The organism is Flavobacterium flavipallidum (genome assembly GCF_038289905.1).
Taxonomy (GTDB): Bacteria; Bacteroidota; Bacteroidia; order Flavobacteriales; family Flavobacteriaceae; genus Flavobacterium; species Flavobacterium flavipallidum.
In genome coordinates, this window is the sequence record NZ_JBBYHU010000019.1 from 13,975 (window position 1) to 28,400 (window position 14,426).

Sequence of the window (14,426 nt, forward strand, 5' to 3'; positions counted from 1 at the left end):
TAAAAAAATAGTGTAAATAAGTATTTTTATTTTACTTTTGGATTTCGTTTTTCGCAAAAAATATATTATAATAAAATTGAAGTATGATTTTATGATTACATTTTTCACGAAATTCGAAAGTTTTTCGTTGTTGATTCTGAATTATTCTTAAAGAAAACAAAGTTTTAGGATAAATTTAGAAGAATTTGAAAAGATCAATTTAATCTAAAAACTAAATATTAATCAATTAAAAACCAATTTTTATGAGCTCAAGTCTCGAATTTGCAGATTATGCAGTCTTTATTGTCTACTTTTTGATTGTATCCATTTACGGATATATCATCTACCGCAAGCGCGAAAAAAACGAACACGATGCTAAGGCGTATTTCTTAGCCGAAGGAACTTTAACCTGGTGGGCTATTGGAGCTTCGCTTATTGCTTCTAACATTTCTGCCGAGCAGTTTATCGGGATGAGTGGGGAAGGATTCTTCTTAGGTATTGCAGTTGCTGCTTACGAATGGGTTGCTGCTATCGCTTTGATTATTATTGCAATTTGGTTTATTCCTGTTTATTTGAAAAACAAGATTTACACCATGCCACAATTCTTAACAACTCGTTACAATGAAACGACAGCTTTGATTATGGCGGTTTTCTGGTTGTTCTTGTATGTTTTTGTAAACTTGACTTCTATTTTATATTTAGGGGCTGTAGCTATTAACGGATTAGCAGGAGGTGAATACCTTCACGCAATCATGTTAGGATTAGCAATTTTTGCTTTGATTATCTCTCTTGGAGGTATGAAGGTGGTTGCTTATACTGACGTTATTCAGGTGGCAGTATTGATTATTGGAGGTTTGGTTACTTCTTATATCGCTTTAACAACCGTAGGAGAATATTTTGGAGTTGGTAAAGATGCTATTGCGGGTTTCAACGTATTGATGCAGGAAGCTCCGGAGCATTTCAAAATGATTATTCCTAGACCTACTGCTACTTCTACACAGTTAGAAATTGATAAATACCTTACTTTTCCAGGAATTTTATCGTATTTAGCAGGTATCTGGATTATCAACCTGAACTATTGGGGATGTAACCAATACATCACGCAAAGAGCGCTTGGAGCTGATTTGACTACAGCCCGTACAGGTATTTTATTTGCTGGTTTATTAAAATTATTAATGCCTGTAATTGTAATGTTGCCTGGTATTGCAGCTTATGTTTTATACCAAGGAGGTCATTTACCACAATTAGTAGGAGGAAAAGACGGAGCTTACTCGGCGATGTTGACTTTCTTGCCTACAGGATTAAAAGGGTTATCAGTAGCGGCTTTGACTGCTGCAATTGTAGCTTCATTGGCAGGTAAAGTAAACAGTATTTCTACAATCTATACTTTAGACGTTCATAAAAAATACATTCAAAAAGGAGCTTCAGACAGAGCTCAGGTAAACATTGGTCGTTATGCTGTTTTTGCTTCAATGGTTTTGGCAGTATTGTTTACTTGGAATGACGTACTAGGAATTGGTGGAGTAGGAGGATTTACCTATATCCAAAAATATACAGGATTCATTAGTCCAGGAGTATTTGCGATGTTCTTTTTAGGTATGTTCTGGAAGAGAACTACAGGAACAGCTGCAATTGTTGGGGTATTAGCAGGATTCTTATTGTCAGTATTGTTTAATGAATATGCACCTGCATTATTTGGAAACGAAACTTTCTTATATACAGCTTATGCTAACGGGAAAGGAGCTTTCGAAATTCCGTTCCACATCTGTATGGGATTATCATTCATGTTTACGATGTTATTGATGATTGGAGTGAGTTTTGCCGGACCAAAAGTAAATCCTAAAGCATTTGAATTGGATACTGAAATGTTCAAGGTAAAACCGCAAACAACAGTATTAATCATTATTACATTATTAATTATCGCAGCTTTATACGTGAAGTTCTGGTAAAAGAAAATAATAGTTTTAAATGTGAAAATGTGGAGTCGAATTCGTTTGACTCCACATTTTTTTATACTTTAAAATGGTTTGGTTTAATTGTAATATTTTAGTTTTAAAAAATAATGAATTTATGAGATTAACTAATTTTATTATATCTTGTGCAGTTCAATTATAATTAAGTTACTTAATGTTTAAATCTTTTATTTTGAGATATTTACTTCTGTTGTTAGCGCTGTTTTTTTTTCCTTTTATAAGTGTATCACAGGATTATTCGGTTAAATTCCTGGATATCTCAGGAGGGTTATCTAATAATTCAGTGACAACGATTTATCAGGATGTTGATGGATTTATGTGGTTTGGAACATATGACGGTTTGAATCGCTATGATGGTTATACGTTTAAGGTTTTTAGAAACGAAATTAACAATGAAAATTCGTTATCAACTAATACGGTTTATTCTTTAGAAGGAGATTCAAAACGAAATATTTGGGTCGGCGGAAATAAAGGAGCCAGTGTTTATGATAAATCTAAAGCCTTGTTTTATACTCTTACATATAAAGAAAAGGAGAATAGCACTGAAATAGTTTTGAAAAATGTTGTGCATCAAATAAAAGCTGTTTCGAATGAAATGGTTCTATTGGCTACACAAAATTCAGGTTTAATTGTATTTGAAAATGGGGCATTTACAGGACAGAAAATTCCAATTTCTAATTATAAAAAAGTACTTAACTACGATGCGATAGCAATTCAAAATAATAATAAGGGAACTGCTTGTTGGGTTTATGTTAGAAATTTGGGGATTTGCAGATATAATTATTCTCAGAATAAAATGACATTGGTTTCTCCTTTAATTATGGAGGTAAAATGTATGGAAATAGATAAGGATGGAAATCTTTGGTTAGGAACCGATGAAGGTCTTTTTCTTTTTAATACATCTACTTTTTCCATTTCTAAAAATTATTTTTCTAATAAATGTATTGTTTCAAATATACTTAAAGATAGAAAAAATCAATTTTGGATTGCTACTGATGGATGGGGAGTTTTCAGATTAGATAAAGTCAATAAAAAAGTAGTTTCGTATAATCATATTAATTCGCAACAAATTGTAAAAAGTCCTTCAATTTGGAGTATTTATGAAGATAGTTTTGGAAATATTTGGTTGGGTACACTACGTGGCGGAATCAGTATGATTAGTAGTGCTCCCAAATATTTTAAAAATATTAAATACAATGATAAAGATAATAACCTGACTCAAAATTTCATATTATCGGCTTGTGAGGATGAAAAACACAATATGTGGATTGGAACTGATGGAGCAGGATTACGTTATTGGAATAGAAAAACGGATACTTATACCTTATATAACGCAAGTTTAAATTCTCCGAACTCTATTTCGAGTAACTTTATTACTAATATTATTTGTGATAGCAATAAAGAAATTTGGCTTTCAACGTGGGCTGGAGGTGTTAATAGAATAAATCCTAAGACTAATGCGATAAGTCGTTATTCTTGTTATAATCCTTATACAAAACAAGTAGAGAAAAACATCTGGTTTGTTTATGAAGATTCCAGAAAAAATCTTTGGGCTAGCGCTACTAATGAAGGCTCTTTGTACCTTTTTAATCGTACGAAGAATGCTTTTCAACTTTATGATAGGAGGATTAATAATTTACAGTGTTTGACAGAGACTAGTGATGGTAAACTATGGGGAGGTAATTATACTTCAATAGTATGGATTGATTTTGTTAAAAGAAAACAGGGAAAAATTAATATAGGTTATCCAGTTCGTGCTGTACACGAAGATATAAAAGGACAACTTTGGGTTGGAACACAAGAGGGAGGTTTGTTATTGTTTGATAGAAAAACTAACGATTTTAAAAGGTTTACGACTGCTGAAGGTTTAGCTTCGAATACTATTTTGAGAATAGTAGAAGATAAAAAGGGAAATTTATGGATGAGTACCTACAATGGATTAAGCAGATTGAATACCAAGACAAAAATTTTTAAGAATTTTTCTAAAAATGATGGTTTACAAAGTAATCAATTTAGTTTTAATGCTGGTTTAAAATTAAAAACAGGAGAGTTTTTCTTTGGAGGAATCAATGGTTTTAATTTGTTTTATCCTGAAATGATAAAAGAAGAATCTTCTAATATAAGGATTCTTCTATCGGATTTAAATGTAAATAACGAGCCTATTGCAACTAAATCAGATTTAATTTCAGAATGGACTAAAGACCATCAAATAAAGGAAATTAGATTGCCATATGATCAAACGACATTATCTATTGAGTTTGTCGCTTTAGATTATTCAGGGGCTGATAAAATTAATTATGCTTATTTTCTTGATGGTTGGGATGATCAATGGAGTATTGCCGGACAAAATAGAAAAGCTAATTATCCCCATCTGTCCGAAGGAACTTACCTTTTTAAGGTGAAAACTGCTAATTTTCAAGACGGATTAAGTCAGGCAGAAACTTTAATTAGAATAGTAGTATTACCACCATGGTACAGGAGTTGGTGGGCTTATTTTTTGTATTTGATAATTGGAGGAACTATAATTCATAATTATATTCGATATAGTAAGTACAAAGAGGGTTTAAAATTTAAAGTCCAAATTGCGGAATTAGAAAGAGAAAAAGAGAAAGAAATAGCTGCGAAACAATCCTCGATGTTTACTTATATTTCTCATGAATTCCGTACACCACTTGCATTAATTATTAATCCTTTGAAAAAAATAATTAAAAACGAAGATACTCAGAATGATACTTCAAAAGGTGATATACATATTGCTTATAGAAACGCCAGACGCTTATTGAGTTTGGTCGATCAATTGTTGCTTTTTCGAAAGGCTGAGAATGACGCAGATGTATTACGATTGGCAGAAATTAACATGAATGATTTATGTAACGAAGTATGTCAGTGTTTTACCACACAGGCTAGGGATAAATCGATAAATTATACAATTGAAATTCCGGAAGAGACTCTTCTTGTTATTGGGGATTATGAGAAAGTTGAGATCTCATTATTTAATTTAGTTTCTAATGCTTTTAAATACACTCCCGAAAGCGGAAGCATAGCCTTTAAACTTATTCAAACGGAAAAAGAAGTCTCTGTAGTTATATCTGATACAGGAATTGGTATAGCACAGCCAAATATTGATACAATTTTTGAAAAATTCAAACAACTAGATTCAAATGTTACAGTAAGTACAGGTTTTGGTATTGGATTGTACATTGTGAAGTATTTTGTAGACAAGCACAAAGGAAGAATTGTTTGTGAAAGTGAATTAGGTAAAGGAAGTTGTTTTACATTGACATTATTAAAAGGCCAGGAGCATTTTGATGATTTGCCTATTAATCCAATAGTTCAAAAAATGAGTGTATTAGCAGAAGAAATTTTGATTGCCGATTATGTTGAAAATGATGTGTCAGTTGAGACAGCACTTAATGAAGAGCTTAATAAAAAAATGCTTACTGAAAAAAAATCGGTGTTGATAATTGATGATAATGTTGAGATTAGAAATTATTTGATTCAGTTGTTTTCAAAAAGTCATTTGGTATATAGCGCTGTTAATGGGCAAGAAGGTTTACAATTGACTAAAAAACACATGCCTGATATTGTCATTTCTGATATTGCAATGGAAGTTATGGATGGTTTAGAGTTATGTAAAAAAATAAAAGAAAGTGAAGATTTATCGCATATACCAGTTATTTTATTGACAGCAGCAAATAATCCGGAAACCCACTTACAAGGTATTACCGATGGAGCAGACGATTATATAACGAAACCTTTTGATGATGATTTGCTTGTAGCTCGTGTGGATACTTTATTAAAGAATCGCGGAAATTTGAGGAAGTATTTCTTAGACAGTATCACCTTGAAAGAAAATGTCCAAAAAGTACCGGCCGAATATCAGGAATTTTTAAATAAATGTATTGATATTATTGAAGCTAATATGGGAAATAAGGATTTCTCAATTAAAAATTTCGCACTTGAAATGGGAATGAGCCATCGTACTCTGTACACAAAAATCAAGATTATTTCGGGAGAAACCTTAAATGCTTTTATTCGCTCGATTCGTTTAAGAAGAGCAGCAATGTTATTGCTTACCGAAAATGTAAATATTTCACAGGCAAGCGCAGAAGTTGGATTTGAAGATCAAAAATATTTCCGTCAACAATTTGTGAAATTATTTGGAATGACACCTTCGTTGTATGTCAAAAAATATAAAGATTCATTTAATAAAGATTTGAATATTATCAAATAGATATATTTAAAAAAACATTTTTTGTAATCCCAATCTTGTTATTGATAAGATTGGGATTTTTTTATTGATTTCTAAAAATACAGACTCTAATTTTAGTATCTAATAAATAAAGTAGTATTTTTTTGTTAAAAACGATTTTTTGGCGAATATATCCTTATTGTTTTCCAATTTGACCTCGTTTTTTCTCCATTTTACCCCCTTAAAAGCGCTGTTTTTAGTTATTTCTTTGCTCTTCTCATGATTTTATAATTTGAAAGGTTGGATTCCTTTAAGTTAAATTATCATAAAAATACAAACTACCACTAACAGATTTATTAACCCAATAAATGAAAATTAAGCTTATGAAAAGTATAAGGAAGTAATTGAATTACAGAATTAACTTGAAAAAAAAATTCTATAACCATTAAAAACCAAACAGAGTTGTTTAAAAAAGAGAACTAAAACAACACAAAAAAAGAAAATTACATGAAAAAACTCTCATTTTTATTTTTGCTTACATTTTTTGCCATCCTATTTACTGGATGTCAAAATGATGAAGCGGATTTTCCTGCTTCGGAAAATCCAACGGTTGCTGTTTCAACAACAGAAATATATGGAGCCCCAAACAGAAAGTTTGAGATTAAAGCCACTTTGGCCGATGATTTAGGTTTAAAGAATGTTAGAATTCAAATCCCAGAATTAGCATTAGATAAAGTGATCAATTTTGCAACAGATCCTTTATTAACCACTTATGATTTAAGTTACTTCTTTGAAGTTCCTGCCGATAGAGGCGTTTCGGAAGCTTTTGTGATCAAATTAACCATAACGGATGTTTCAGGAAATGAGATAGATCAAAATATTAATTTGCGATTAGATGGGGAGTTTAGCGCTCCGGCAATTAGTATGATTACGCCTAAAGAAGGAGCTGTAGTTTTATTATCATCCAGTAATCAATTACCTGTGAATTTTGTGGTGAATGATGATTCAGGAATTGATTTCATACAGGTAAAATGTGCTGCTTTGGGAATTGACGAGACCGTTCAACTTACAGGAGCTCCACAATCGTATACATTTAATAAAACCTATACATTACCTGTAACAGCAGCTTCTTATGTTTTGAGTATTACTGCCAGAGATAAGTTTGCTAAACCAAACGAAGGTACTTTAAATATTAATGTGGTAGCGACTAATGAATATCCGGCTATTTATTTATGTGACCAACCTAAAGGAACTAACCTTGCTACTGATGCAGTAGGAGTACCAATGTATTTCCATGAAAAGACAGGACAGGATTTCGAATTCAAATATTATGCAGATACCAATAATAAAGAAGTGTATTTCTTAGGACAGGAATCAGATTTTGCTCCACACTGTTTTGGATTAAATGGTTCAGGAAATTTAGTCGATGATGTAATTTCTTCTCCTATTGTTTTGCCTACAAAAGGTTATTATAAAATAAAAGTTAATCCAAGCACATTAGCTTATACCGTAACAAAATACACTCCAACTTCTAAAGTTTGGGCCGATGTAGCTAACGGTGTATGGCATGACAATGAAGCATTGAGAAAACCTTTTGTGAGTATTTGTGGTGAAGGTGTTAAGGACGCAAATTGGGATACTTGGAATGGCTGGGTTCAAACAGGATTACATTTAGTTAATAATCCAGATAATCCATATCAATTAGTTGGAGAGGCTACGCTTACGGGATCAACTATGAAAATTACTTTTACAGGTCAGTGGTGGAATCCACAATGGAGATTAATCAAAAATGGAATTGCTACTATGTCTCCGGGTGAAAATGGAAATGGCTCTTATTCAGCTGCGGCAGGAGTTTATAAAGTGATTTTAGATACGGAGTTAGAAAGAGCTTTTATCACTAAAAAATAGTTTGTTATAGCTTATAACATTAATTAAAAATGATCTTAGATATGAAATATAAATTTATAGGGTTGCTTATAGCTGTATTATGCAGTGCGGCAACCTTTGCACAAATAACAGTAAAAGGAACTGTTAAGGATAAATCGGCTGTGCCTATTCCCGGAGTAAATGTTTATGTAAAAGGAACACAAACATCTGCGTCTACTGATTTTGATGGAAAATTTGCAATCGTTGTTCCTAATAAGGATGCTCAACTTGAATTTTCTTTTATTGGTTTTACGACACAAACAATAACAGTTGGACAAAAAAACACTATTGATGTAGTTCTAACAGACAATAATCAAACTCTTGATGAAGTTGTTGTGGTAGGTTATGCCACGGTAAAAAAGAAAGATGTTACCAGTTCGATTGCTTCTGTAAAAGGAAAAGAATTACAAACCATGACTGTAGGTAATGTTACTGAATCGTTACAAGGAAAAGTGGCTGGGGTTCAAATTACCGGAGCAGGTGGGCCTGGTGCTCAACCTAGAGTTTTGATTCGTGGAATATCTACGGTAAACTTAAGTACTGATCCACTTTATGTAGTTGACGGAATCCCAATGGGAACCAGTATAAATTTCCTTAGTAATAACGAAATTGAATCGATGGATGTACTTAAAGATGCTTCGGCAAGTGCTATTTATGGTTCTCGTGCATCAAACGGGGTTATCTTGATTACAACTAAAAAAGGTAAAGCCGGTAAAACAAAGTTTACTGTTGACATGAGTACGGGTTATCAAATTATGAATAGACCGTATAATATGGCAAGTGCTGAGAATTATGCCAATATTTTAAATACGGCTTATACTAATTCAGGTTATTCCGAGTATTTGCCTAATGCTGAACAGTACAGAGGAAAAACTACAGATTGGTGGGGAGCAGGAATTGACAGAACTTCCTCGGTAACTAATGCTTCTATAGGTCTTTCAGGTGGTTCTGAAAAAAACACTTATGCAATTAGCTTAAACTATTATAATTCAGATTCTTTTTATGAAATTGGAGGATGGAAAAGATTGACTGCCAGAATTGCCAACGATTTTAAATTTACCGATAAATTTTCGGCGGGTGTAACTTTAAATCCTCGTTATGAAACTTGGGGAGCACCAGGTAACTGGGCAGATTTTGTTAAGATAGATCCGATTACATCTATCTATAAACCAGCTGATCAGTTAAACGGAACTGAAAATGAATACAGTATTTATGCACGTTCCCCTTCATATGTATGGAATCCGGTTGCTGCTGTAAAAAGATACGATGATTATACGAATTTGTATAATTTAAATTCCAATGCATATTTACAATACGAGCCAATTAAAGGTTTGATTGTTAGAACTCAGGGATCTATTGAATTTGGTAACAAAGTTTGGAATAAATTCAGTCCTGATTTCGTGATTGATGCTGCTCACGAAAAAGCAGAAATCAATAGTGTGGAAAGAAAAGCTACAACAAATGTGGATTGGACATGGCAATCTACAGCAACTTATTCAAGAACATTTGCTGATAAGCACAACGTAAGTTTGATGGGTGGTCTTACTATGGAAAACTACGATTCATCCGATGTTTGGGGATATGGAGAAGGAGTGCCTAATAACTCTGAATCAATGAGAGAAGTAAGTGCGGCAACTAAAAACCGTAACAGTAGCGGAACATCTTGGTCAAGTTCTTTGATGTCTTATATTTCACGTTTGTCTTATAATTTCGATAGCAAATATTATCTAACAGCTTCATTTAGACGTGATGGTTCTTCAAAATTCATGGCTGAAAATAAGTGGGCTAATTTCCCTGCTGCTTCGGCTTCATGGAGAATTTCTAACGAAGATTTTATGGCAAATGCTAGTTCGGTAGTGAATAATTTGACTTTCAGAGCAGGTTGGGGTAGAGTAGGTAACCAAAATTTACCAGCATCAGTTTATCAGTCTAATATTGGACAAGGATATTATGTTATTGATGGTAATGTGGTTGACACTTCTTATCCTTCAACGATGGCCAACAAAGATATTCGTTGGGAAATTGTAGAAGATATCAACTTTGGTCTTGATTTCGGACTTTGGAAAAACAAAATTTCAGGAACATTAGAATATTACCAAAAAACAACTAAAGATATGTTGTTTGTAAAACAGTTCCCTACTTATAGTGGTTTCCCTTCTTATGCAACTATCTGGACTAACGTTGGTTCGATGCGTTCTAACGGAATCGATTTGCTTTTGTCTTATAAAGATAAAAAAGGTGATTTCTCTTATGGTGCCGATTTGACTTTTACTACTGTTAATGTTAAAATGGTTTCTTTATCTACTGATGGAGAAAAATTATACGGTGCAAGTAATAGAACTTTAACTGTTCAGGGTGAAGAGCCAGGTTATTTCTACGGATATGTAGCGGATGGTTTGTTCCAAAATCAAACGGAATTAAACGCTCATACTGATGAGCACGGGACTAAATTACAGCCTTATGCTCAATTGGGTGATATTCGTTTTAAAGATGTGAACGGTGATGGAAAATTAGATGATAAAGACCGTACAAAAATTGGTTCTCCTTGGGCTGATTACAATGTTGGTTTGAACTTGAATTTTGCTTACAAAAACTTTGATTTAGTAGCTAATTTCTATTCTAGTATCGGAAATGATTTGGTAAACCAAAATATCTCTGACTTATACAATGGAGCTAGTTTAACAAACAAAGTTGGCGGATTAGATCAAATGGCTTGGCATGGCGAAGGAACGTCTAATTCTATTCCTAGACTTTCTAAAGATGACAACAATGAGAACTTTACAAAATTCTCTTCTTTATATGTAGAAGATGGTTCTTTCCTGCGTATGAAAAACCTTCAGTTAGGTTATTCTCTTTATAACAAATATGGATTTGATAAATTGAGAATTTCATTATCAGGTCAAAATTTATGGACATGGACTAAATATTCAGGTGTAGATCCTGAAGTAGGTGGAGGTGTTTTGGGTTCTGGTTTCGGCGGATGGAATTACCCAGTTCAACCAACTATTTTGATGGGGCTTAATGTAGCATTTTAATTAAAAAACGAAAATGAAAAAAATATTAGTATCAATAATAGCTTTTGCTGCGTTTGCAGTTTCCTGTAGTGATTTTATCGAGAAAGATGCCAGAGGAACTCAAACTTTAGAAAATTATTTTCAAACAGCACAGGAGTGTGAGAATTATGTAAATGAGTTGACCCATAGATTATTATTACCTAATGATTGGTGGACATTAATTGCACCAAGGGTAACTAACGAAATGTCAACTGACGATGCCTGGATGGGGAATACCGGTCAGGATAGTGGCGCTCATAGACCGTCTTCACAATATTTTATTACTCCTGATAATATGGGTGATATGAACAGTATGTATACTGCGCATTTCTATACCATTCAATCCTGTAATATTGGATTAGCAAGAATGGCTCAGGCACCAATAAGTGAATCTCAAAGAAATCAATATGAGGGAGAATCTTTGTTTGTTAGAGCTTATTGTTATTATGAATTAGTGAACAATTACGGTGGAGTTCCATTGTATACAACTGTTTTAGGAACTAGTGATTTGAAATTAGCGCGTAGTACTGCCGCAGAAGTGTATGCTCAAATTGAAGCTGATCTTAAAGCGTCAGCTGAAAAATTAGAGACAATTGAAGTTTACAGAAACGGAAGAATCAATAAATGGGCAGCTTATGCCTTATTAGCACGTGTTTCTTTGTTTCAGGAAAAATGGGCCGAAGCTAAACAATATGCTAATAAAGTAATTACGGAAGGACCTTTTTCATTAGAACCAAATTTCTTAAACATTTGGGATGTTAATAACCATAATGGAGTAGAGTCTATTCTTGAAGCACAGTCTTCAAGTGTTCAGGATAAAAATTTAGGTTGTGCTTTACCAACTTTGTCAGGAGCCAGAGGTGAAGACAAAAAGAACTTTCCAAGTAATGATGCTGCCGATGTACTTGATGGTTGGGGATGGTGTATGCCTACAAGTGATTTGGAAAACGCTTATATTTCAGAAGGTGACGTAATTCGTCGTAGAAGTACTATTACGAAATGGGGTGAAGCGGCTTATGGTGATGAGGTATTGAATCCAACACACAAATTCAGTTTGAATGATAATAAATCAGGACGTATATGTCGTAAATATTATATTCCAATTGCTACCCGTAGAGCATTAGATAAAAAAGACGGACACTTACCATTAAATGTGCCATTGATTCGTTTGGCCGAAATGTATTTAACAAGAGCGGAAGCAAATTATCATTTAAACGATGCTGATGGCGCTATGGCCGATATCAATGTGGTAAGAGCGCGTGTAAGTCTAGATCCGGTAGTAGGAATGGCTGGTCCAAATCTTTTGAGAAAAATTTATAAAGAGCGTCGTTTAGAATTGGCTTTTGAAGGATTACGTTTGTTTGATATTCGAAGAGAAAAAGACCCAAGTACAGGAAGACCGGTTATCGAATCTTTGATGGGACCTAATGGAACTTTTGTGCAATACAATTTGAATTCGACAGATCCATATGAAACGACTAATACAAAAGAGGCCCAAGACAAAGGAATCAATTTTGATCCAGCGAAACATTTGGTTTGGCCAATTCCTCAGTTAGAAATCGATTTAAGTGGTGGTATCATTAAACAAAATCCAAATTATTAATATGAATTTGATAAAAAAATATAATGTAAGCCTGCTGTTTGCAGGCTTGCTTTCAATGAGTACAGCATTCATTAGCTGTTCGTCGGATAACAATGAAAACTCAGAGCCAGTTGTTGAAACTACAAGAGAATTAAAAATTAATTTGGATGCAAATTTGCAAACAATGGAAAGTTTTGGAGCTTCTGATGCCTGGCAATGTAATAATATTGGAAAAAACTGGCCTACAGAAAAGAAAAATGCCATTGCCGATTTGTTGTTTAGCAAAGAAGTAGATGCTGACGGAAATCCAAAAGGAATTGGTTTGTCATTATGGCGTTTTAACCTTGGAGCAGGAAGTACTGAACAAGGAGAAGCTAGTGATATTTCAGACGAATGGAGACGTACAGAATGTTTTACTACTGATGGAGTAACTTATGATATGAGTAAGCAGTCAGGGCAGGTATGGTTTATGAAAGCCGCTAAAGAACGTGGAGTAGATAAATTATTGGCTTTTACTAATAGTGCTCCGGTTTATTTAACTCAAAACGGAAAAGCGCATGCCAGCATTAACACTTTTTATAATTTAAAAGATGGTAAAATGCCTGAATTAGCTGATTTCTGGGTAAATGCTATTGATAAATTAAAATCAGTACATGATTTAACCATCGATTATGTGAGTCCGTTTAATGAACCACAATACGAGTGGGATGGTTCAGGTCAAGAAGGTTCTCCGGCATCAAATGCTAATATTTATAGTTTGGTAAATACCTTGGCTCCAAAATTACAAGCTAAAGGTTTGAGTTCACAAATTGTTGTGGGAGAAGCAGGTGCTTTCGAACCATTGTATAAAACAGTAAGCGGAAAAGAAAATCGTTCGAATCAAATTGATTATTTCTTTGGAGTGAATTCGACTAAAAATATTGCCGGATTGACTAATGTAAAGAAAACAATTTCAGGACACAGTTACTGGCAGGCATGGCCAATAAGCACATTAATTTCGTCAAGACAAGCTGTTGCAACAAGAGCGCAAAGTGTTCCAGGATTGAGTGTTTGGGCATCGGAATATTCTATTCTTGAAAGTCCTGGTACTGCCGAATTACCAGGTGGAGCTGGTCCGGGAAGGGATTTAGGAATGCAAACTGCGCTTTGGGTAGCCCGTATTATCAGTACTGATATTTCTATTGGAGGTGTAACTTCATGGCAATGGTGGACTGCTGTAAGTCGCGGTGATTACAAAGACGGATTGGTTCATGTTGATGACGGAATTACAAAAGGTGCCGGAGATGCTAACTATTGCAAATACGATGGCTATGTTAGGGATTCTAAAATTCTTTGGGCTTTTGGAAATTTCTCTTTCTTTGTAAAACCGGGAATGCAAAGGGTTCAGATTCCTAATTTAGATAACGCAGCTGCTACTACCGATGTGATGCTAACAGCTTACAAAGATGAAGCAAATAAAAAACTGGTTATCGTTGCGGTTAATTTTAGTAATTCGGCAAGAACATACAATTTAAATCTTGCAGGAGGAACATTGGTAAATAATGCATTGACTCCTTATGTTACTTCGGAATTGAAAAGTTTGAAAAAAGGAACTGATGTAGCTGCAGATAATTTTGAAATTCCGGCAAGAGCAGTAGTTACTTATGTAGGTGTTTATAAATAAAATGGAGTACTATATTCAAAAAAGATAACTTTGGGTAATTTTATAGTACTTGATTTAC

Annotated in this window: 6 protein-coding genes; all 6 read left to right on the forward strand. The window is 33.8% G+C overall.

Annotation, left to right across the window (positions count from 1 at the left end; all coding sequences use genetic code 11):
- Nucleotides 1-242: 242 nt before the first annotated feature.
- Nucleotides 243-1,928: a sodium/sugar symporter gene (locus tag AAEO59_RS10160; RefSeq protein ID WP_341700626.1), complete on the forward strand. Its 1,686-nt coding sequence runs from the start codon at nt 243-245 to the stop codon at nt 1,926-1,928.
- Between the two features lie 196 nt (nt 1,929-2,124).
- The gene (locus AAEO59_RS10165; protein WP_341700627.1) at nt 2,125-6,186 is read left to right on the forward strand and encodes a hybrid sensor histidine kinase/response regulator transcription factor; all 4,062 of its coding nucleotides are present in this window, start codon (nt 2,125-2,127) and stop codon (nt 6,184-6,186) included.
- 465 nt (nt 6,187-6,651) lie between these two features.
- Nucleotides 6,652-8,052 carry a hypothetical protein gene (locus AAEO59_RS10170; protein ID WP_341700628.1) on the forward strand — a complete coding sequence of 467 codons (1,401 nt, stop codon included), beginning with the start codon at nt 6,652-6,654 and terminating at the stop codon, nt 8,050-8,052.
- Between the two features lie 41 nt (nt 8,053-8,093).
- Complete coding sequence (locus tag AAEO59_RS10175; RefSeq protein WP_341700629.1) at nt 8,094-11,105, forward strand: SusC/RagA family TonB-linked outer membrane protein; 3,012 nt, start codon at nt 8,094-8,096, stop codon at nt 11,103-11,105.
- 13 nt (nt 11,106-11,118) lie between these two features.
- On the forward strand, nt 11,119-12,726 hold the full coding sequence (locus tag AAEO59_RS10180) for a RagB/SusD family nutrient uptake outer membrane protein (protein WP_341700630.1): 1,608 nt from the start codon (nt 11,119-11,121) through the stop codon (nt 12,724-12,726).
- 1 nt (nt 12,727) lies between these two features.
- Nucleotides 12,728-14,368 carry a glycoside hydrolase gene (locus AAEO59_RS10185; RefSeq protein WP_341700631.1) on the forward strand — a complete coding sequence of 547 codons (1,641 nt, stop codon included), beginning with the start codon at nt 12,728-12,730 and terminating at the stop codon, nt 14,366-14,368.
- The last annotated feature ends 58 nt before the right edge of the window (nt 14,369-14,426 follow it).